Annotated in this window: 21 protein-coding genes; 7 read left to right on the top strand and 14 right to left on the bottom strand. The window is 52.4% G+C overall.

The window, feature by feature from the left end:
- Positions 1-341 precede the first annotated feature (341 nt).
- Both IQ268_RS11880 and IQ268_RS11875 read left to right on the top strand, forming a co-directional pair.
- Positions 342-704 carry a hypothetical protein gene (locus IQ268_RS11880; protein WP_193878759.1) on the top strand — a complete coding sequence of 121 codons (363 nt, stop codon included), beginning with the start codon at positions 342-344 and terminating at the stop codon, positions 702-704.
- 205 nt (positions 705-909) lie between these two features.
- Entirely contained in the window at positions 910-1,449 is a 540-nt protein-coding gene (locus IQ268_RS11875; RefSeq protein ID WP_193878757.1) for a hypothetical protein, read from the top strand.
- On the opposite strand, the gene IQ268_RS11870 is transcribed toward IQ268_RS11875, so the two are convergent.
- Positions 1,446-2,453, bottom strand: a complete 1,008-nt coding sequence (locus IQ268_RS11870) for an AEC family transporter (RefSeq protein WP_193878755.1) — start codon at positions 2,451-2,453, stop codon at positions 1,446-1,448. The genes IQ268_RS11875 and IQ268_RS11870 overlap by 4 nt on opposite strands.
- Before the next feature lie 103 nt (positions 2,454-2,556).
- On the opposite strand from IQ268_RS11870, the gene IQ268_RS11865 reads away from it, so the two are divergent.
- Both IQ268_RS11865 and IQ268_RS11860 read left to right on the top strand, forming a co-directional pair.
- Positions 2,557-3,366, top strand: a complete 810-nt coding sequence (locus IQ268_RS11865; protein ID WP_339383272.1) for a M15 family metallopeptidase — start codon at positions 2,557-2,559, stop codon at positions 3,364-3,366.
- 6 nt (positions 3,367-3,372) lie between these two features.
- Entirely contained in the window at positions 3,373-4,068 is a 696-nt protein-coding gene (locus IQ268_RS11860; RefSeq protein ID WP_193878753.1) for an ATP-dependent Zn protease, read from the top strand.
- Positions 4,069-4,128: 60 nt separating this feature from the next.
- Here IQ268_RS11860 and IQ268_RS11855 read toward each other — a convergent pair whose 3' ends face one another.
- The 4 genes from IQ268_RS11855 to secD all read right to left on the bottom strand — a co-directional run bounded on the left by IQ268_RS11855 (position 4,129) and on the right by secD (position 8,066).
- The gene (locus IQ268_RS11855; protein WP_193878751.1) at positions 4,129-5,082 is read right to left on the bottom strand and encodes an FTR1 family protein; all 954 of its coding nucleotides are present in this window, start codon (positions 5,080-5,082) and stop codon (positions 4,129-4,131) included.
- Positions 5,083-5,096: 14 nt separating this feature from the next.
- Complete coding sequence (locus IQ268_RS11850) at positions 5,097-5,546, bottom strand: bacterioferritin (protein WP_193878749.1); 450 nt, start codon at positions 5,544-5,546, stop codon at positions 5,097-5,099.
- 133 nt (positions 5,547-5,679) lie between these two features.
- The gene (secF, locus tag IQ268_RS11845) at positions 5,680-6,660 is read right to left on the bottom strand and encodes a protein translocase subunit SecF (protein WP_193878746.1); all 981 of its coding nucleotides are present in this window, start codon (positions 6,658-6,660) and stop codon (positions 5,680-5,682) included.
- Entirely contained in the window at positions 6,657-8,066 is a 1,410-nt protein-coding gene (secD, locus tag IQ268_RS11840) for a protein translocase subunit SecD (RefSeq protein ID WP_193878744.1), read from the bottom strand. Before secD ends, secF begins: the two co-directional genes overlap by 4 nt.
- A gap of 173 nt (positions 8,067-8,239) precedes the next feature.
- Here secD and IQ268_RS11835 point away from each other — a divergent pair, with 173 nt between their 5' ends.
- The 3 genes from IQ268_RS11835 to IQ268_RS11825 all read left to right on the top strand — a co-directional run bounded on the left by IQ268_RS11835 (position 8,240) and on the right by IQ268_RS11825 (position 11,266).
- Positions 8,240-8,446 (top strand): hypothetical protein, encoded by a 207-nt coding sequence (locus IQ268_RS11835; RefSeq protein WP_193878743.1) that lies wholly within the window; start codon positions 8,240-8,242, stop codon positions 8,444-8,446.
- A 132-nt stretch (positions 8,447-8,578) separates the two neighbouring features.
- Positions 8,579-10,744 carry a polyphosphate kinase 1 gene (ppk1, locus tag IQ268_RS11830; protein WP_193878741.1) on the top strand — a complete coding sequence of 722 codons (2,166 nt, stop codon included), beginning with the start codon at positions 8,579-8,581 and terminating at the stop codon, positions 10,742-10,744.
- Between the two features lie 87 nt (positions 10,745-10,831).
- Complete coding sequence (locus IQ268_RS11825; protein ID WP_228035279.1) at positions 10,832-11,266, top strand: DUF1824 family protein; 435 nt, start codon at positions 10,832-10,834, stop codon at positions 11,264-11,266.
- Positions 11,267-11,386: 120 nt separating this feature from the next.
- On the opposite strand, the gene IQ268_RS11820 is transcribed toward IQ268_RS11825, so the two are convergent.
- From IQ268_RS11820 to IQ268_RS11780, 9 genes are all read right to left on the bottom strand, one after another.
- A complete protein-coding gene (locus tag IQ268_RS11820) occupies positions 11,387-12,337 on the bottom strand; it encodes a F0F1 ATP synthase subunit gamma (RefSeq protein ID WP_193878737.1) in 951 nt (316 codons plus the stop codon).
- 105 nt (positions 12,338-12,442) lie between these two features.
- Positions 12,443-13,960: a F0F1 ATP synthase subunit alpha gene (gene atpA / locus IQ268_RS11815; protein ID WP_193878735.1), complete on the bottom strand. Its 1,518-nt coding sequence runs from the start codon at positions 13,958-13,960 to the stop codon at positions 12,443-12,445.
- Positions 13,961-14,085: 125 nt separating this feature from the next.
- Positions 14,086-14,634, bottom strand: coding sequence for an ATP synthase F1 subunit delta (gene atpH / locus IQ268_RS11810; RefSeq protein WP_193878733.1), 549 nt, complete (start codon positions 14,632-14,634; stop codon positions 14,086-14,088).
- Positions 14,631-15,194, bottom strand: coding sequence for a F0F1 ATP synthase subunit B (locus IQ268_RS11805; RefSeq protein ID WP_228035278.1), 564 nt, complete (start codon positions 15,192-15,194; stop codon positions 14,631-14,633). Before IQ268_RS11805 ends, atpH begins: the two co-directional genes overlap by 4 nt.
- A gap of 32 nt (positions 15,195-15,226) precedes the next feature.
- Positions 15,227-15,715 carry a F0F1 ATP synthase subunit B' gene (locus IQ268_RS11800; protein WP_193878731.1) on the bottom strand — a complete coding sequence of 163 codons (489 nt, stop codon included), beginning with the start codon at positions 15,713-15,715 and terminating at the stop codon, positions 15,227-15,229.
- A 117-nt stretch (positions 15,716-15,832) separates the two neighbouring features.
- Complete coding sequence (gene atpE, locus IQ268_RS11795) at positions 15,833-16,078, bottom strand: ATP synthase F0 subunit C (protein ID WP_190641179.1); 246 nt, start codon at positions 16,076-16,078, stop codon at positions 15,833-15,835.
- Between the two features lie 160 nt (positions 16,079-16,238).
- A complete protein-coding gene (atpB, locus tag IQ268_RS11790; RefSeq protein ID WP_193878837.1) occupies positions 16,239-16,991 on the bottom strand; it encodes a F0F1 ATP synthase subunit A in 753 nt (250 codons plus the stop codon).
- A 54-nt stretch (positions 16,992-17,045) separates the two neighbouring features.
- On the bottom strand, positions 17,046-17,486 hold the full coding sequence (locus IQ268_RS11785) for an ATP synthase subunit I (protein ID WP_339383270.1): 441 nt from the start codon (positions 17,484-17,486) through the stop codon (positions 17,046-17,048).
- Between the two features lie 189 nt (positions 17,487-17,675).
- Positions 17,676-18,878, bottom strand: coding sequence for a methyltransferase domain-containing protein (locus IQ268_RS11780; RefSeq protein ID WP_193878835.1), 1,203 nt, complete (start codon positions 18,876-18,878; stop codon positions 17,676-17,678).
- Between the last annotated feature and the right edge of the window lie 415 nt (positions 18,879-19,293).

The following is a 19,293-nucleotide window of genomic DNA, read 5'->3' as shown; positions in this document are numbered from 1 at the left end:
GTTGTCATTATTGATTCATATCATTCCATTTTTCAGCCACAAAATTGGCTCATCATTGCCTCTCGTTAATAACGCTTTTTTTGAAAACAAGGACAAACACTCATGTTTAACCATCAACAAAGAGTAGCGATCGCAACGTTTTTTAACACGCTGTTCATTTATGGTTGTAGTTACCTGACTATGCCACTCAAAATGGTTCACCGTGCGATCGCTGCAATTACGTTCTCTATCACTCCTCTTCAACAAAGCCTTTCTCCCTGCCTCGTACCGATTCGCGTAAAATCTTCTCAGGTTGCTGCAAACCTGCCGGAGTACCGAGCTTACAGGCAGAGGTAACTCCTATGAAAAAGCGGCTTGTGCTGAGCATGACAGGTGCTTCAGCACTGTTTTTTGTCAGCGGCTTTACTGGAGCAAGCTGCGCCGTTCGGGAGTTGTCTCCTGGTGGCTCTCAGTGCTTTTCATTTATGAATCCAACCCCCATCCAGCTTCAATATTCGGGTTTAGCAGAGCAACTGTTTGGCCTGGGGTTGAGTGCGATCGACTTTGGCAGTGGTGCGGTGGTGCAGCCAACTAACACGGTAACTGTAGCTCCCGTCCCTGCCTCTCTGGAGCAGGGAACTACACCATATTCCTGGCACGATTATGGTGCAACCTTTATTGAGGGGTCTCTGGACGCACCGTTGCCGCAACAAAGCGAGATGTAAAGCGAAAGCCTGGGTCTAAACCGTTGCAACCGCTTTACAAGGGTGATGGTTCTGGACGCTTTGCTCTATAGGGCTTTTCTGGTTGGCCTCCCCGTGAATGTACGCAGTACTTACAGGACAGCAGTAAACTTTTTCATGAAGCTTACGTAGGTGTGCTGTTATACTATGGGGAATACGCTGAGCCAGCAGCCCATTTGGAGGAATCATGCTAAATAGGAGCGATCGCACCTCAACCCACGCCCCGCAACCAGCACCCACTCCCAAACGGTTGGGCGGCTACCTGATGGACGCCGGACTGGTGACCTCAGACCAAATTCACGTAGCCCTGCGAGACCAGCAGGCAACCGGGTTGCGGCTGGGGGAAATATTGGTCGCCAGAGGTTGGCTAAAAGAGCAAACCGTGGAATGGGTCATGAGTCAGGTGGTCATTCCAGAACGCAAGGCATATAGCCAACCCCCCACCCCCGATTTATCCCAATCCGCTCGGCAAGCTGTGCAGACGACACCTTCTCAGCCACGCCGCCTGACTCAGGCCGACTTAAACGATCCAGAGCTGATTAACGGCTTAACTCGCATTAGACCCGCCGCACGTTCGGCTACTCCTCAATCAACATCTCAATCAACGCCACGCTTTTCCGGGACAGCCGCTTCCCAGCCCAATACACCCATCGATCGCCGTCCCCCGATCGCCAAGCCGCTTCCATCCGTTCAGCCACCGGATGAAGACGTGAGCTGGGTTGGTTAAGCCGCGAACAGCCAGAGCCAGATGGGCAACATTACCAGCAACCCCATCGAACCAACCGCCAGAGCGGTAACCGCCAGTTCCCGATCCAGGTTGTAGGCTTCGGCAATCACCAGGGTGGCAAAGGCGGGCGGCATCGCAACTTGCAGCACAATCACTAATTGGGGTGGCCCTGTAAACCCCACCCAGGTTAGCCCCAAACCAACTAAGAGCGGCACGATCAGCATTTTGATTGACAGGCTGACGATCGCCCGTTTCATACTGCGCCACGAGCGAAGCTGGCTTAACCGCATTCCAATCAGCAGCAGCGACAGGGCAATGACACCCCATGCGGCTCCTCGCAAACTCCCCTCTACAGGTTCACTGAACGGAATACGGCGAAACCCCAACCCAAATCCAAAACTCCACAAGGCCGGATTCTTCAGCGTCGCGGCAATTAGTCTCCAGGGGTTTTGGGTTGCCATGCCAAAGCGAGCGGCCAGCAGTACGCCCAGTCCATATGCGCCCAGGGTGCTGCCGATCGTGTCATAAAAAATAGCCCAACCAAAATACTGTGGCCCCACTAGTGCCAAAATGACCGGATAACCAAGATAGCCCGTGTTGCCAATCATGGCAGACAGCAAAAAGCTGCCCTGAGAGGGACGTTGTGGAATCGGTTGGGCAGATGTTGCCAGCCGCCGTTGCCACCAGGACAACCCCACCGGAGCCTCCAGATAGCGTGCCGCTAGACGAGCCAGATACGCTTGACCCTGAATCCATGCCCAGGCAAACCCAGCACCAAGGGCGATCGCGATCCAGGCCACTATTGGCGCAATCCAGATCGAGGCGGAAAGGTCAGCTTGCCGCAAAAAAACGACAATGCTAACGGGAACCCCGATCCAAAACAAAAATTGACCCAGTTGAAATGGAACGACCGTTGGCAGCTTGCGTCCCAGGACTATTCCTAGCCCTACCCATGCCATTAGCGGTGCATAAAGTTTGAGTAAATTCGTCTCCAGGCCAGACATGGTTCTGCGATCGACAGATGCAATTGCGCTGGTAAGGCACTGCCCCAGTCTACAATCAACTAAGGACTGACTTGTGTAACTGTTGTAGTGTGGGGCTTGTTTTGTGAATAATACTGGTCTGCCCGGAAAACCACCCGAGTTTTCCACTCCCCCGACCGATGACATTCCCGAAGCACTGCGAGAAACAGCAGTTGCCAGCCCTCGACCTCGGTTCAAACTGCCTTTTTGGGGTTGGGGGCTAATTGGTGTAGCGATCGCCCTCATCCTGGGTATGGTCGTGAGCTGGCAGTCGGCGCAAGTCGGCACAACGGCGCAGGCTGCCAACGGTGCAGCAGCACAGACAGGGCTGCAATCGGCGTTAATTACCCAACAGCTCAACGTGCCCGATTCGTTACTCGGACATCTGCCCTACGAAGAAGCTCCGGCAGATGACCTGCAATCGGTGGTGGCCGACAACAGCATCAAGCTGCGACCCATTGCCGCTGCTCAGTTTTTAGATTTACTAGAGGCCGCCAGAGCCGATGGCGTGGTGATTGTGCCGATCTCCGGGTTCCGGTCGATCGCCGACCAGGAGCAAGTGTTCTTTGGCATCAAGGCTCAGCAGGGCGAAAGTCCGACAGAGCGAGCTGAAGTGAGCGCTCCTCCGGGTTATAGCGAACACCACACGGGTTACGCCGTTGATATTGTTGATGGCGAACAATCGGAAACCGACCTGGAGATTAGTTTTGAGGGCACCGAAGCGTTCCGCTGGATGCAGCAAAATGCCGCCCGGTTTAACTTTGAGCTATCGTTTCCACGCGATAATGCCGAAGGGATTAGTTATGAACCGTGGCATTGGCGCTTTGTGGGCGATCGCCACAGCTTAGAAACTTTCTTTAAAGCACGACAACTGGCCGGAAGTAATCAGGAGTAAAGCACCGTGAGCCAAACAGGACTCAATTTAACTGCCATCACGATCTTTACGGTGGTGATGATGAGCTTGCTCGGCCCCGTGCTGAATATTTCGCCTGTGATTCCGGCTCTGGGTATCTTTAGCCTCTTGGGTGTCGCAACGCTGGACAACTTCAGCTTTCAAGGGCGAGGGAGTACCTTGCTGCTCGACTGGTTTGCCAGCTTTTCAGCAGAGCACCGCGATCGCGTGGTGCGTCACGAGGCAGGGCATTTTTTGGTGGCGCATCTGCTGGGTATTCCAATCACGGGCTACACGTTAACCGCATGGGAAGCCTTTCAACAAGGACAAACCGGACGGGGTGGGGTGAGCTTTGACTGCCAGGAGTTGGATGCCCAGGTAGAACAAGGGGCTATTTCGGCGCAGTTAGTCGATCGCTACTGCAAGGTGTGGATGGCTGGCATTGCCGCCGAAACGCTGATTTACGGCAAGTCGGAAGGTGGGGCAGACGATCGCGAAAAATTTGGCATTCTCTGGGCGCAATTGCACCGACCAGAGGCAGAAGGACTCCAGAAGCTAAACTGGTCGGCATTTCAAGCTAAAACGCTGATCCAAAGTCATTGGTCGGCCTATGAAGCGCTGGTAGCGGCAATGCAGAAACGTGCCGCCGTGCTAGAATGCTGCGACGCGATCGAGCGAACTAGTTCAGTAAGTCAGGCTCAATGAGTCAGACAGGTACGTTAAGCGGCACAGACCAAACGTCAGCCGTGATGACAACGCCTGCAATCAATCTTGCTGAGAACGGACTGCGCCAGATGCAGACGCATTGCGATTGAGCTGTCCCGCTTTCCAACCAGTGATGCTCTGAAGATAGAGGCCGCCAACCGTGGTTAAAAAGATGAGATAGGCGATCGCCTGCACCCAATAAAGCCGTTGCGTGTAGCCAAAAAACGCCTTCAACAAAATCCCTGGAAACTGGCGATCGGGCAATACATGGCTGGCATCCCATACCTGCGCTCCTAAGATGCAAGACGGGCTAGACGCAGAACACAGAAAGGCAAATTCAGGATTAACGACCGCCAACGCCGCAACCGCCGCATCAAAGTGGCGCAACGCTGAAACGACCAGGCCAGACACAATCAGCAGCAACAGTACGCCCATGCCCTGGAAAAACAGCCGCAGGTTAATTTTAATCCCCAGTTGAAACAGCAAAAAGCCAATGATGACGGCTCCAATTAGCCCGGCTACTGCTCCCAGGGCAGGAATCCACCCCTGCTGAAATTTGGCGGCAATAAACAGAACCGTCTCGAATCCTTCGCGCAGAACGGCGATCGTAATTAAGCCAAATACCCCCCATCCGGCATGACCAGCCTGTTGCAACGCCGCTGTAATCGCCCCTTCCACCTCCGCTTTCATGGAGCGAGCCTGCTGCGTCATCCAGATCAACATCCAACTGAGGAGAGCGATCGCCGCCACACCAAATACGCCTTCCAGCAGGGGTTTTACCACTGGAGCATACTCAGGATTGGCAACGTCTAGAACCCGCATTAACCCAACAAATAAAGCTCCCACCATCACGCTGGCAGCAAGCCCTACCCCCACCCCCGCATACACCCAGGAATTGAGGTGGCTCTGTCCGGCTTTTTTTAAGTATGCCAACACAATTCCAACCACGAGAGCCGCTTCCACGCCTTCTCGTAACGTGACCACAAACGTTGGCAGAGCAGCACTAAGATCCATTCGCGTTCTCGTAATTAAACATCAGCCACGCTGAAGTCTCTCAACATCTTCCGCAACTCCAGCGTATGCATTTCTTCGTTGCTAATCATCGTGCGGGTAAATTCTTCCAGGTAAACGCTGGCATCCTTAACCACATCCAGCAGAGATTTATAGAGATCGAGCGCCTTCTTTTCGTGCGTCAAACTCTCGGCCAAAATATCTCGAATCGAGTGACGGTAGCTTTCCTCAATTGGGGCAATTTTCAAGCTCGGATGGCCATCATCTAGCCCCGTGATAATTTCGCCAACCTGCTGCGCGTGCAGCAACGACTCACTCGCCTGGGCTTTGAGAAAATCAACAATCGGAATGCGGTTGGGGCCAGTCACCATCAGTGAATAGTGGGTATAGCGCACCACCCCTGCTAACTCAAATTCCATGATGGCATTGAGCAAACCAATCGTCTGTTTAAGGTCGAGTTCTTTCATGTTTATCAAGCGTTCCAGCACTGAGTTGTCACCAATCTGCATGAGCAGGGGCCGCCGCCCAACAAAGACTAAACGGCACCAGCAACCCTCTGTTCAGCGTTCCCTACTCTCTTCTTATCAATCCTTTCTGAGGCTATATATCCTCGGAGCTTGCCGGGTCGCCTAGTTCGGGTTCCCGTGCCGGAACTGCAACCGCTTTACCAAAGTTTTCTCGCCACCACGCCAACAGGGTGCTGGCAATAAAAATACTGGAATAGGCACCCATCGCAAATCCAATAATCAACGCCAGCGCAAAGTATTTTAGGGTTTCGCCCCCAAAGAGGAAGATAGCCGTTAGCGTCAACAGGGTAGTGAGGGTCGTGTTGATCGATCGCGCCAACGTCTGGTTGACCGCATCATCTACAACATCATTGATATGGCGATCGGGGTTATTCTTAATCGTTTCCCGCACCCGGTCATAAATAACAACAGTATCGTTAACCGAGAACCCCACAATCGTCAGCAGTGCCACGATAAACAAGCTGTCTACCTCAATCCCTAGAAACAATCCCAGGGCAGCAAACACTCCCACTGTGACGAACACATCATGCAACAGGGCAACGATCGCAAAGATGGCATAGTCTAGCTGAAACCGCAGACTCAGATAAGCTGCAATTCCAGCAAAAGAGACAATTAAGGCTAACAGACCCGATGTCAACAACTGCTGCCCAATCGTTGGGCCAACGGTATCAATTTGCGTTGAGTTGGGGTCGAACGCACCCACTTGCTCGCTCAAGGCCGATACCAGGCTATCTCGCTGGTCAACATCCAGCGTTGACGTTCGAATCGACACGGCCTGCTGCTCTTGGCCTACCACCTGAATGCTGCTGTTGCCCAACCCTTCATCGGTTGTCACCTGCCGCACCACCGCCGGATCAATAGGCTGATCGCAGTTGTTGGGAACGGTGCAGTCCAGTTCGAGCTGTAAGCGGGTGCCGCCGACAAAGTCAAGACTGGGACGCAACGGTGTGCCAAGCTGCTGCCACGACACCAGCATGGCAGCAATGCCAGCCAGGATCACAACAGACGACAACGTCCACCAGAGCGATCGCTGTTTAATGATGTGCAATTTCATGGGGTTGCCTCTGGTTGGGATTTAGAGACGGGAGACAAGTTAGGACAAAACCACGACGGTTTTCGCAGGTTAGGAATGCTGAGCGCCACCAGCAACAGGGTACGGCTACAGGTCAATGCCGTGAACATGCTAACGGCCACACCCAGCGCCAGCGTCAAGGCAAATCCCTTCACCAGGCCAGCTCCTAGCCAGAACAACGCGCCACAGGCGATTAACGTCGTGACGTTACTGTCCAAAATACTGGAAAAGGCGCGATAGAATCCAGATTCGACCGACCGATAGAGTGTTTTACCCGCTCGCAGCTCTTCCCGAGTGCGTTCAAAAATTAGCACGTTCGCGTCAACCGCCATCCCAATACTGAGGATAAACCCGGCAATTCCGGGCAGCGTTAGCGTCACACCCAGCAGGGTAAAGACCGCCAGCGTCAGAATAGCGTAAATGATCAACGCCAGGTCAGCAATCAGTCCCGGCAGGCGATAATACACCACCATAAAAATCAGTACCAGAATCAATCCGGCAACGCCTGCATAGATACTGCGCTGAATGCTGTCTTGCCCTAAGGTGGCACCTACCGTGCGGTTTTCCACTACTTCCACTGGAACCGGCAGGGCACCGCCTCGCAGTTGCACCGCTAAATCACTCGCTTCCTGAGTTGTAAAACCGCCTGTAATACTGGCGGTGCCGCCGCTGATACCCGTTTCGGCATATTCAACATCGACTCGTGGGGCACTCAGCAACTGGTCGTCCAGAAAAATCCCCAAGCTGCGCCCGGTTCCAGCCACGCTTTTGGTCAGTTCAGCAAAGGCATCCGCACCCTGACTGTCAAATTCCAGAATGACCTGCCAGGCATTCCCCAGCGGTTGAGCATAGGCCGTTCGCAGCCGATCGCCCATTAACCCAGTTTGATCAAACAGTCCGGCGATCGCATCGTTACTACGGTCGAGTGCCGCCTGGTTTTGGGCGATCGCCTCCTCGTCACCGCTTTCTCGTAACTGCTGCTGTTGCAACAGCAGGTCTTGCCGCACCTGGTACTCCGCCGCCAACTGCGCTTCACTGCCTTGCCGCTGCTCGCGAAAGTCGAGCTGTGCGGTGCCGCCCAAAACCCGCTCGGCCTGCGCCGGATCGCTCACTCCCGGCAACTGCACAATTAACTGGTCTTCCCCAGCCGTTTGCACCACCGCTTCCGATACCCCCAGCGCATTCACCCGGTTTTCCACCACCCGTCGCACGCCTTCCAGTTTTTCCGGCGTAATTTCCGGAACCTCTGGTGTGGTTTGAATTTGAAGCGTCAGTTGTGCGCCGCCCTGCAAATCCAGCCCTAAGCGGGTTGGAATATTGACCATGACGACGATGGCGGCGATCGTCAACATCAAAATAAACGCCAATAATGTCCGTTGTCTGCCCATGTCTATAGCCGCTGTAACAAACGCTATGATAACGACATTTTGGTAGTCTATGAGCCAAACAGATAGGCAAGTAAACAATCCAGGCGATAAATCAATGTCATATGCAAGACAATTCAGCGTCCAACAATACGTTAATCTAAATCTATAGAGTCAGTAAGGTTGTGCGCTGCTGCATGGATAGCCAGGAACTTGCCCAATATCTAGAAGAAACAAACGGAATTTCTAAACCGTGGCTGTTGGCGCAACTTCGCCTTCAAAAGCTAAAAGAGCGGCAGGAGACGTTACCGCCAGATGAGTATGCGCGGCAGCTTGCTGATATTCATCAGGACTTGATGAATCTAGGCGAGTGGTGGGTGGGCATTGAAGATCAGGCATTTTAGGCGATCGGTTCCTTCATCTTCCAGAACGCTTCCTTCGCCAGAAAGAGTACGGTTGCAGCCAAGTCAACTACCATGAACCGTGTCAAACTCAAGCATCCACTGAAATAGATGAGTCCAGATTGACTCAAACGTATGCCTAAAGTTAATAAAGCCGTATCTAAAGTTGATCTCAAAGATCCGAACTATTTCTTTAACCGCGAGCTGAGCTGGCTAGAGTTTAACAACCGAGTCTTGCAGGAAGCGCTGGATACGCGCACGCCATTGCTGGAGCGTCTCAAGTTTATGGCTATTTTTAGCGCCAACTTAGACGAATACTTCATGGTGCGAGTTGCAGCTTTAAGGCAACAGGTCGAGGCGGGGGTGAATCGGCTCACGCCCGATGGCCGTAGTCCTCAAGACCAGTTGAATGATATTAGTGCCCACTTGCGCCCCGTGGTTAAAGAGCAGCATCGCCACTTTGAGCAGGCTCTACGGCCTCAAATGGCAAGCAAAGGGATTTATCTGCTGGACTACATGGATCTAAACCAGGAGCAACGGCTCTACATCCAGCACTACTTTGAAGACCAGATCTTTCCAGTGCTAACCCCGCTGGCAGTAGACCCCGGCCATCCTTTTCCTTATATTTCCAACCGCAGCCTGAATTTAGCAGTGGTCGTTAAAGACTCAGAAACGCAGGAAGAACACTTTGCCAGGGTGAAAGTGCCCAACGTCTTGCCTCGTTTCGTGCCCTTGCCTCCAGAATTGCGGTTACAGCATAAAGACCGTCCATCGGCCTGGACTGGAATTCCCCTGGAGCAAGTGATCGCCCACAATTTAGAGTTTTTGTTTCCTGGCATGGATATCCAGGAATACCATCCGTTTCGCATTACCCGCAATGCCGACCTGGAGGTGGAAGAAGACGAAGCAGATGACCTGATGTTGGCGATCGAGCAAGAGCTACGCAAACGCCGGATGGGTGGCTCTGTGGTGCGGATGGAAATTCATACTGCCATTCCCGACCATCTGCGAGCAACGCTGATGCAGGAAATGGAGCTGGGCGACAGCGATGTGTATGACATTGATGGGCTGTTGAGCCTGAGCGATCTGATGTCATTCATGGATTTGCCGCTGCCCCAACTGAAGGATGAGGCGTGGACTCCGGTGGTTCATCCCCGCTTGCGGCGCGTGACCGATAAACCGGAAGACAGCGCTTCGCTGGAAATTGACGACAAAGAAGATTTCTTTTCGGTGATTCGTCGGCGAGATCTGATGGTACACCATCCCTACTACTCGTTCCCGGCAACGGTGCAGCGGTTTATCACCCATGCGGCGCAAGATCCGGAGGTGCTGGCCATCAAGATGACGCTTTACCGCACCTCTGGCGACTCGCCGATCGTGAATGCGCTGATTGCAGCAGCCGAAAACGGCAAGCAAGTAGCGGTTCTGGTAGAGCTAAAAGCCCGATTTGATGAGGAAAACAACATCAATTGGGCACGCAAGCTAGAAAAATCGGGCGTACATGTGGTGTATGGCCTGGTTGGGCTGAAAACCCACACCAAGGTGGTGTTGGTAGTGCGCCGAGAGGAAGACTGCATCCGCCGCTATGTTCACATTGGCACCGGAAACTACAACCCCAAAACGGCGCGAATCTACACTGATTTAGGTCTGCTCAGTTGTCGAGAAGACTTGGGAGCCGATCTAACCGACCTGTTCAACTATTTGACCGGATACTCGCGGCAACAATCCTATCGCAAGCTGCTGGTGGCTCCGGTGAATCTGCGCGATCGCATGTTGGCTTTAATTCGACGCGAAATCGAGCATTGCCGCAATGGGGCACATGGTCGAATTGTAGCCAAAATGAACGCGCTGGTTGACCCAGAAGTGATCACCACACTCTACAAAGCGTCGCAAGCAGGGGTGCAAATTGACCTGATTATTCGTGGTATCTGCTGTTTGCGTCCCGGCGTAAAAGGAGTGAGTGAAAACATTCGGGTAGTGAGTATTGTAGGTCGCTTCCTGGAACACTCCCGCGTTTTCTACTTCCACAACAACGGACAGGAGGAAGTGTACATTGGCAGTGCCGACTGGATGCCCCGCAACCTCGATCGCCGCGTAGAAGCCATCACGCCGATTGAAGATCCAGACATTGCTAAAGATCTTCAGGAGATTTTGGGCGTTATGCTGGCAGATAACCGTCAAGCCTGGGATTTACAGTCCGATGGTCATTATGTCCAGCGTCGTCCCAGTGCCAAGGGCGCAGAACAAAGTGCCCAAAAAATTCTGATGGAGATGGCGCTGCAAGCCGCAGGCATGGCCTGAACCAGATACCCTGCTCTGGACGTGTGATCTGGACAGAATGGCGTAGAGTAGGAGGTTCATCCTCCAGGCAACGGCTTAGTCTTGATAATGAGCGATCGCATGTCCACTCCCCACCCCACCCCATTAACCCTGGCAGAAGCGCACCGTATTTTGAAGCAGTTTGATTGCCTCAAACCGCAGGCAACGGAGACAACGCCAGATAAAAACGTGATTCGTGACGCGCTATTGCTGGTTGTGCGTCATTCCGACTATCAGATCTTGGGGATTTGTGCCGATGCGATCGCCCCAGGTCGTCAGGCGTTAGCCAGCTACGCCACCGCGTTGGGCTACACACTCAACCCTGAGTTAGCACCCGTTGAAGGCGCAGTGTATATCAAATTCAACCCCAAATCGAACCTGTGCTACGCCGACTCCTACGCTGGTGAACATCGCGGTGTTTTGGTGTCTTGTCAATCTGCTTATGAGTCAGGCATTAATGAGATGTACGGCCATTTGCCCCTTGATTTATTTGAACCCGATTAAGAAACCCAATAAAAAATTAAGCGCAGGGGAATATCCTGCGCTTAATTCAATGGCGATCGTTTCAGCTATGAACCGCACTGACTTGAGGGTTGCTCAAGCACCATTCGATCCAGAAACCACTTAACCGAGTGAATTTGCACCGCCCACCACTTCTAGAATTTCCTGAGTGATAGCCGCCTGCCGCGCCTTGTTGTAAGACAGCGATAAGTCCTTAATGATATCTGAAGCGTTGTCACTGGCGTTGTTCATCGCCGTCATCCGAGCCGCCAGCTCGCTGGCAGCAGACTCTTGCAATGCCCGCAGCAATTGGTTGTTCAGATACAACGGCAACAGCGCATCCAAAATTTGCACCGGATCTTGTTCAAAGATCATGTCAGATGGCAAGGGTCGAGGCGCGGTTGATTCTACCCGTTGCCGTTCCACCTGAAACTCACCGCCGCGACTGGTCAACCGGAAAATCTCATCGTCTCCGGCTTCTAAACCCTGGGGATCGAGAGGCAGCAGGGTTTGCACCACGGGACGGGAGCTAACCAGGGAAACAAATTTGGTATAAATCAGTTCGACCCGATCGACCTCTTCCGATAAAAACAGCGACAGCAGTTCGTCTGCAATCTTAGACGCTTCAGCAGCGGTAGGAATTTGCTCCAGCCCCGTGAATACAGCGCTAATCGGCTGCTCTCGACGTTGAAAATATTGGTTAGCCTTTCGTCCGGCAATCACCAGCTTGTAGTTGATGCCCTCTTGCTTCAGCTCTTTGGCTCGGTTTTCAGCCCGACGAATGACGTTGGCATTGTAGCCACCACAAAGGCCGCGATCGCCCGATACAACCAATAAACCAACCGTCTGAACATCCCGCTGCCGCAGCAGGGGCAGGTTGGCATCTTCAAACCGTAAGCGGGTTTGCAGGCTATACAACACCTGAGCCAGGCGATCAGCAAACGGACGGGTTGCAATCACCTGTTCCTGGGCGCGACGCACCTTTGCTGCCGCCACAAGACGCATCGCCTCAGTAATTTTTTTTGTATTCTTGACCGACTGAATTCGGTCACGAATCGCCTTCAAATTTGCCATAGCTAGGGAATGGGAGTGTGGGATTAGGAATTAAGGAGGCAACAGAGACGGGTGGAGGGGGGCAGCATGTACGTCCAACCCCCCGTCCAGGAATCCAGGAGTCTCCTACACCGAGGCTAGAAAGGTCTTTTTGTGCTCAGCGATCGCATCCTTCAGGATCTTCTCTGCTTCGTCGGTCAGCTTCTTCTCGCCCTTGACGATTTCCCCAAACTTGGGCTTGCTGTTGTGCAGATATTCCCGCAACCCTTTGTTAAAGGTAGTCACTTTATCAACCGGGATATCGTCCAGATAGCCATTGATACCGCAGTAAATCAACGCCACCTGATCGGCAACGGGCAGCGGCGAATACTGAGGCTGCTTCAAAATTTCGCGTAACCGTTGACCCCGCGCCAGTTGATTTTGGGTGGTTTTGTCCAAGTCAGAGGCAAACTGCGAGAAGGCTTCTAGCTCGGCAAACTGCGCCAACTCCAGCTTCACCTTACCCGCAACCTGCTTCATCGCCTTAATTTGAGCCGCAGAACCCACACGGGATACGGAGATACCCGCGTTTACCGCCGGGCGCAAACCCGAGTTGAACAGGTCAGATGACAGGAAGATTTGGCCATCCGTAATCGAAATTACGTTCGTTGGAATGTAGGCCGATACGTCACCCGCCTGAGTTTCCACAATCGGCAATGCCGTCATGCTGCCTTCACCCAATTCAGGGCTGAGCTTCGCGGCTCGCTCCAGCAAGCGAGAGTGTAAGTAAAACACGTCGCCAGGATACGCTTCCCGTCCGGGTGGCCGACGCAGCAACAACGACATTTGACGATACGCCTGCGCTTGCTTGGACAAGTCATCGTAAATGACCAGCGTGGCCTTGCCGTTGTACATAAAGTACTCTGCCTGAGCAGCACCACAGTAAGGAGCCAACCACTGTAGCGGAGCCGGATCGTTTGCGTTAGCAGCGACCACAATGGTGTAATCCATTGCGCCTCGCTCCTGGAACACGTTAACAACCTGCGCCACGGTCGAGGCTTTCTGCCCGATCGCCACATACACGCAGATCACGTCTTCGCCTTTCTGGTTAAGGATGGTGTCGATGGCGATCGCCGTTTTGCCAGTCTGACGGTCACCAATAATCAGTTCTCGCTGACCCCGACCAATGGGAATCATTGAGTCGATCGCGGTAATGCCCGTTTGCATCGGCTCATACACCGACTTGCGCTGAATAATTCCAGGAGCCGGAGATTCAATTAAGCGAGAGTCAGACGTGTTGATGTCGCCCTTGCCGTCAAGCGGACGACCCAGCGCATCAATGACCCGCCCAACCATTGCATCACCAACCGGAACCTGGGCAATTCTGCCCGTCGAAGTTACCGTGCTGCCTTCCTGGATGTTGCGGCCTTCGCTCATCAACACCGCACCGACGTTATCTTCTTCCAGGTTAAGAGCGATACCAGCCGTACCGTCTTCAAATTCTAGAAGCTCACCCGCCATCGCGTTTTCCAGGCCATAGATGCGGGCGATGCCATCACCAATTTGCAGAACAGTACCGACGTTAGAGACCTTAACGTCCTGGTCGTACTGCTCAATCTGCTGTCGAATAATACTGCTAATTTCGTCTGGTCTAATCGCTACCATTGCTGCTTCTCTCTAGTTACAGGGATGAGGTAATGAAGAATGAAGGCAGTTTTGAGTTTTGAATTCTGAATTTTGAGCCGACTACGAAACCCACTCAAAACTCGAAACCCATAATTCAGAACGCCCTAAGTTGTGCTCAGGCGCAGACCAATCCGACGCAGTTGACCACGCAGACTGGCATCAATCACCTGGGAACCGACTTTAATAATCACGCCACCAATCAGGTCTGGATCAATCTTAGTATCAAGCTCAACTTGAGTGGCTCCAACTAAATTCACCACCTTCTGGCGAACCGATTCTTGTTGCTCCTCGTTTAGTTCAACCGCCGACGTTACTTCTGCAAGCACAGTCTGGTTGAGTTCGCGTAATAGTGCCTGATACTGCTTACAAATACCTTCTAAAAACAGGATGCGCCCCCGATCGACCAGCAGCAGCAAAAAGTTCAGCATGTAGGGATGAATCTGCTCGCCAACAATTTGCCGCAAAACGGCTTTTTTGGCATCTGGTCGGGTTAAAGGGCTGGCAAGAAACTGCCGCAACTCCTCTGATTCGTCTAACAAACGGATCAAAGAGGCCGAATCTTCCCCAAACCGTTCAGTTAACTCCTGGGTTTTGGCAAGCGACATCAACGCTTTAGCATACGGATCTAAAATTTCGGTTGAAACGATGCTCATGAGCGCCCTCCTATGGTTGCAATGCTGCGATCGATCAACTGCTGCTGCACATTCTCATTGATCCGCGACTTCAACTGCTCCTCAGCTTTTTGCACGGCCATGGCTGAAACCCGTTGACGCAGTTCCGTCACAACCCGCTCTTGCTGAGAGGTCAAATCTTGCTGAGCAGCGGCTCGCAGTCGCTGAATATCCTGTTCAGACTGAGCCAAAATCGCAGCTCTTGCAGCCTTGGCGCTTTCTTCTGCGGCAGCCCGAATTCGAGTTGCTTCAGTCTGTGCTTGAGCCAGCTTTTGCTGTTCTGCGGCCAGGGCAGAAGCCGCCTTCTTTTTGCGATCTTCTGCTTCCCGAATAGCGTCTTCAATTCGCGATCGCCGCTCTGATAAGGTTTTGCCCAAAAAGCCGCGTCCGAAATAAACCAGTACGCCAATAATAATGACAAGGTTGATGAGATTGGTGTCTAGCAGATCAAAGTTTAAGCCAAAGCTATGCCCTTCAACCTCTTCCGCCATTTCAACGGCTGATGAACCAATCTGGGCGACAAACAGTAATAAGGTTCCCATAGTTTCCATCTACAACAGCCCCACGCGATCGATTAGCCAGCTGAAACGCTACCCAACAATCGTTCAACGATTTGGTTGCTCAGAGCATCAACCTGCTGCTCTAGCGATCGCATCGCTTCTTCCTTTTGTTGATTCAGTTCCTGCTGCGTTTGCTCACGCTGCACCTGCGCTTCACGCTGTGCCTCAGCTACCTTTTGAGCCGCAATCTTTTGAGCATCTTCTTGAGCAGTTGCAATAATTGCCTGGGATTGACGACGAGTTTCAGCCAATTCCTGCTCGTACTGCTTTGCCAGGTTTTGCGCCTTCGAAAGTCGCTCTTGAGCATCGGTGATGTTCGAGCGGATATAGGAATCGCGATCGTCGAGCGCTTTGCTGAGGGGCTTATAGAAGACAGCGTTGAGAATGGCTACCAGCAGCAAAAACTGCACTGCCATCAACGGCAAGGTTGCATCTAGATCAAACAGCCCGCCTCCCTCTTCGGCAGCGGCTTCAACAGCTAGCAGGATCGTCCAGTAAGTCATAACTTAAGTTACCCCATACGTCCCAAGAGGGGTTTAACAATGAATTGAAGACACGACATGCAGTTAATCACCCGTAGAGACGCGGCCAGCCGCGTCTCTACAGAATGATGGGATGAATTACGAGAAGGGGTTGGCAAATAATAGAACGAGTGCAACCACCAACCCGTAAATGGTCAACGCTTCCATGAACGCCAAACTTAGCAGCAACGTACCACGGATTTTACCTTCAGCTTCGGGCTGACGAGCAATCCCTTCCACAGCTTGTCCTGCTGCATTTCCCTGACCAATTCCAGGCCCGATCGCGGCCAAACCAACAGCAAGAGCAGCAGCAATGACAGAAGCAGCAGCAATTAGTGGATCCATGACTTAAACTTTCCTTACTTCGATTACAGATTTAGAGAAACGGAACTAGACAAGCGTATTCAAACCAGCTCAGATTCGAGCCTATAGCCGCCTGTTGGCGGTATTGCGATCGAACCTTTCGCCAAAAGGGCAGACGTAACCTGTGCCCCAACTGAGGATCCTAATGCTCCCCATGCTCCTCACCGTGGTCTTCCATCGCTTCACCGATGTAGGCTGCCGCCAGGGTTGCAAAAATCAACGCCTGAATTGCGCTAGTGAAGAGGCCCAACGCCATCACCGGCAGCGGTACAAACAGCGGCACGAGAAGAACCAACACCCCAACCACCAGTTCATCCGCCAAAATGTTGCCGAATAAACGGAAGCTTAGCGACAGGGGCTTAGTGAAATCTTCAATAATTTTGAATGGCAGCATAAAGGGTACCGGCTGCACATAGTTGCCAAAGTAACCCAACCCTTTTTTGCTAAACCCAGCGTAAAAGTAGGCTAACGAGGTCAATAACGCCAGCGCTACGGTGGTGTTAATATCGCTCGTTGGCGCAGCCAACTCGCCTGAAGGCAAATGAACCAGCTTCCAGGGAACCAGCGCCCCCGACCAGTTAGACACGAAAATGAATAAAAACAAGGTGCCAACAAAGGGAACCCAGGGGCGATATTCCTTCTCACCAATCTGGTTTTTGGCCAGGTCTCGAATGAACTCTAGCGCATATTCCATCAGGTTTTGAACCCCGGAAGGAACTCGCTGGATCTTCTGAGTTGCCAGAACTGAAACAATGACTAGCAACGCAATTACAAACCAGGACGTGAGAAAAACCTGCCCGTGCAGTTTGAGGTTGCCAAGTTGCCAGTAAAATTGCTTTCCTACTTCCAGTTCCGCCAGGGGGAAAGCGTTGATGACATTAAGAGCGTTCAGCATTTCCATGCGAAAGAGTTTCCCCAAACTTATTTAGGAGTGCTAGGATAGCCTGAATCAATTTGAGTCAGGCAAAATCGCCGTCCGCAGCATGTAGAAGATGATGGCGACTTTGTAAGTGAGGAATCCTAAAAAAATAGGCATGATTTGCAGCTGATCCCATCGAGATGCGATTAAAATCAGCCCTATCAGGAGAGCAAGGCGAGAGCTGCTCACCCGATTCTTTCCCCTACCAAGCTGCTCGACATTTCTAGCCAACATTCTCAAGTAAACCACACCTGTGCACGCTCCAATCAGATAATTGAGAGCAATGTTCAAGGAGTAGAAGATCCAAACAGAGACGAAAATAATCGCTGTCAGAATCAGAATTACTTTGAACAAATCCTGCTGGAGTTTGTAGTATTCCTGCATCGACAGGTCCGGCTCTGGTGGCAGTTGACCGGGCTGAACATTCCCTGTTTCAGGAGCGGTTTCGAGAGGTCTTTCTGGCGAGTTCACGATTGTCTAGAACCTGGTCCAGAGTGTTAGCTGGATGACGATAGGCCAACATGATCATATCACTGACAGGTAACAATACTTAATTAAGTTTCTGTCAGATTAGGCGACCGGGATCGCGAGGTAATGGGAACAGCACCCGTCCGTTGCCGTTGGGCATTGAGTGCATTCAGTCGTTGAGTGAGTTTGGGTCTAATCGCTGGTTCCTGGCGTTAGCAGAATCAACTGTTGGGCTAACAGCGATCGCACCCCTGCCAAGTCCAACGGCACCGCTGCTAAAATCTGCTGGAGCGATCGCCGTTCCAGGTTAGCATCACAGGCTTTGAGAAACTGCCATTCGGCTTCACTTAAGTTTACGATCTGGTAGTCATAGTTAAACAGGCAGCGGCTATCCCACCCGTCCATACACGGACTACGCTCAGGAATCGCGGCATACAGCGCTGCATCGGATGACCAGTCTGCCTGCGCCAGGGGTGGGCGGCCTAAAAAGAATTCGTAGTGGGTAATCGCTTCGGGGTCAAGCAGTTCAATCAGGCGATACCGCTGGCGATCGCTTAACCCCCTGGCTCGTTCCAGCAACCCTGGCGCTTTGCCGAGCAAGCGCTCAAGCTGCCAGGTGCGGGGATTGGAAAACCCCAGAAATTCCAGACCAGAGGCCGCAACCAGCTCAAACAGCGTCTCGATGTTGTAGTCAATCTCTTGAGGATGGACGTACATATCCGCAAAATTTTCGTCTCGCTGATTTTCCAGCGACCAGCGCTCTTGCTCGCGTTTCAGCAGGCGGTTCGTTTCGGGCAACGAAGCGAAAATGTCTCGCCCCACCTGCACGCCGTCGCGGTAGTCTCCCTGTTGCTCGCCTTGCAGGAGGGCGATCGCCTGCTGCATCAACTTAATTTCCCAGCGGCCCAATTCGCCATACACAAAGATATGCATCAAGCCGCCGGGAGCCAGCTTTTGAGCCAGAGACTGAATGCCGCGAATCGGGTCAGGCGTATGGTGTAATACGCCAACGCAATTAATCAGGTCAAATTTTCCAGGTAGCTGGTCAGCATCGTAGAGGGACAGGTGATGGAATTCGACGCGATCGGCTCCTGACTTTTGACATCGTTCTTTGGCAACGGCTAAAGCGCCAGCGCTCAAGTCAATGCCCACCACGTGGGCGTGGGGGTTTAAATGCACTAAATATTCCGTCCCCACGCCGGTGCCGCAGCCTGCATCTAAAATGCGAACATCTTGCTTTTGCGGCATTTGCCCGGTGCAAAAGTTATAGGCAGCCAACCAGTTCCAGCGCCAGTTGTATCCGGGCGGCGGCGTGTCGAGCAACGGTTCTGGTGGAAAGGGGTAAGTGTCGTAAAGTTTGGCAACAGCCGCACTAATGGTGGTTTGATCGGGCATGGTGGGTTCGATCGCAGCAACTATCGCAGCAAAACTGAGTGTAGCGAACTCTGGGGTGTTGGTGCGATCGAAAACGATAGGCATCCCGCTGCACGTTCATCGGGGCCATTTAGTTGATCGGAGGCATCTAACAGGGTTTATCTACCCGATATGCCCGACGGAATGCTCTGGAGCAATCGAACCAATTCTTTACACTTGTCAGCGGTTTGCGGAACCCTATCCCTACTATGCTGCAAATACGCGAAAGAATTGTGTTGCGACAGCCAGCTCTAACTTGCACCTCAGAAATTACCGTCTGTAATCAGGGGTGGGATGGGACAGCGATCGCTTGCCCCCAGGGTGAACGGTTCTCTCGATGCAAAACCGCGATTTTGGTTCAGGAAATCCTAAGAAGGTAACAAAACTTATACTTGTT

Origin of the sequence: Oculatella sp. LEGE 06141 (genome assembly GCF_015207605.1) — a bacterium.
In the GTDB taxonomy this organism is placed as follows: Bacteria; Cyanobacteriota; Cyanobacteriia; order Elainellales; family Elainellaceae; genus Oculatella.
This window is presented reverse-complemented; position numbering and strand designations above follow the sequence as displayed.

What these genes read in the sequence shown, in the direction of transcription:
- IQ268_RS11835 (WP_193878743.1), top strand. Translation starts at nt 8,240, where the DNA reads ATGGATAGCCAGGAACTTGCCCAATATCTAGAAGAAACAAACGGAATT.
- IQ268_RS11875 (WP_193878757.1), top strand. Translation starts at nt 910, where the DNA reads ATGCTAAATAGGAGCGATCGCACCTCAACCCACGCCCCGCAACCAGCA.
- atpA (WP_193878735.1), bottom strand. Translation starts at nt 13,960, where the DNA reads ATGGTAGCGATTAGACCAGACGAAATTAGCAGTATTATTCGACAGCAG.
- IQ268_RS11870 (WP_193878755.1), bottom strand. Translation starts at nt 2,453, where the DNA reads ATGTCTGGCCTGGAGACGAATTTACTCAAACTTTATGCACCGCTAATG.
- IQ268_RS11880 (WP_193878759.1), top strand. Translation starts at nt 342, where the DNA reads ATGAAAAAGCGGCTTGTGCTGAGCATGACAGGTGCTTCAGCACTGTTT.
- IQ268_RS11855 (WP_193878751.1), bottom strand. Translation starts at nt 5,082, where the DNA reads ATGGATCTTAGTGCTGCTCTGCCAACGTTTGTGGTCACGTTACGAGAA.
- IQ268_RS11850 (WP_193878749.1), bottom strand. Translation starts at nt 5,546, where the DNA reads ATGAAAGAACTCGACCTTAAACAGACGATTGGTTTGCTCAATGCCATC.
- atpB (WP_193878837.1), bottom strand. Translation starts at nt 16,991, where the DNA reads ATGCTGAACGCTCTTAATGTCATCAACGCTTTCCCCCTGGCGGAACTG.
- ppk1 (WP_193878741.1), top strand. Translation starts at nt 8,579, where the DNA reads ATGCCTAAAGTTAATAAAGCCGTATCTAAAGTTGATCTCAAAGATCCG.
- secF (WP_193878746.1), bottom strand. Translation starts at nt 6,660, where the DNA reads ATGAAATTGCACATCATTAAACAGCGATCGCTCTGGTGGACGTTGTCG.
- IQ268_RS11825 (WP_228035279.1), top strand. Translation starts at nt 10,832, where the DNA reads ATGAGCGATCGCATGTCCACTCCCCACCCCACCCCATTAACCCTGGCA.
- atpE (WP_190641179.1), bottom strand. Translation starts at nt 16,078, where the DNA reads ATGGATCCACTAATTGCTGCTGCTTCTGTCATTGCTGCTGCTCTTGCT.
- IQ268_RS11805 (WP_228035278.1), bottom strand. Translation starts at nt 15,194, where the DNA reads ATGGGAACCTTATTACTGTTTGTCGCCCAGATTGGTTCATCAGCCGTT.
- IQ268_RS11780 (WP_193878835.1), bottom strand. Translation starts at nt 18,878, where the DNA reads ATGCCCGATCAAACCACCATTAGTGCGGCTGTTGCCAAACTTTACGAC.
- IQ268_RS11820 (WP_193878737.1), bottom strand. Translation starts at nt 12,337, where the DNA reads ATGGCAAATTTGAAGGCGATTCGTGACCGAATTCAGTCGGTCAAGAAT.
- secD (WP_193878744.1), bottom strand. Translation starts at nt 8,066, where the DNA reads ATGGGCAGACAACGGACATTATTGGCGTTTATTTTGATGTTGACGATC.
- IQ268_RS11800 (WP_193878731.1), bottom strand. Translation starts at nt 15,715, where the DNA reads ATGACTTACTGGACGATCCTGCTAGCTGTTGAAGCCGCTGCCGAAGAG.
- atpH (WP_193878733.1), bottom strand. Translation starts at nt 14,634, where the DNA reads ATGAGCATCGTTTCAACCGAAATTTTAGATCCGTATGCTAAAGCGTTG.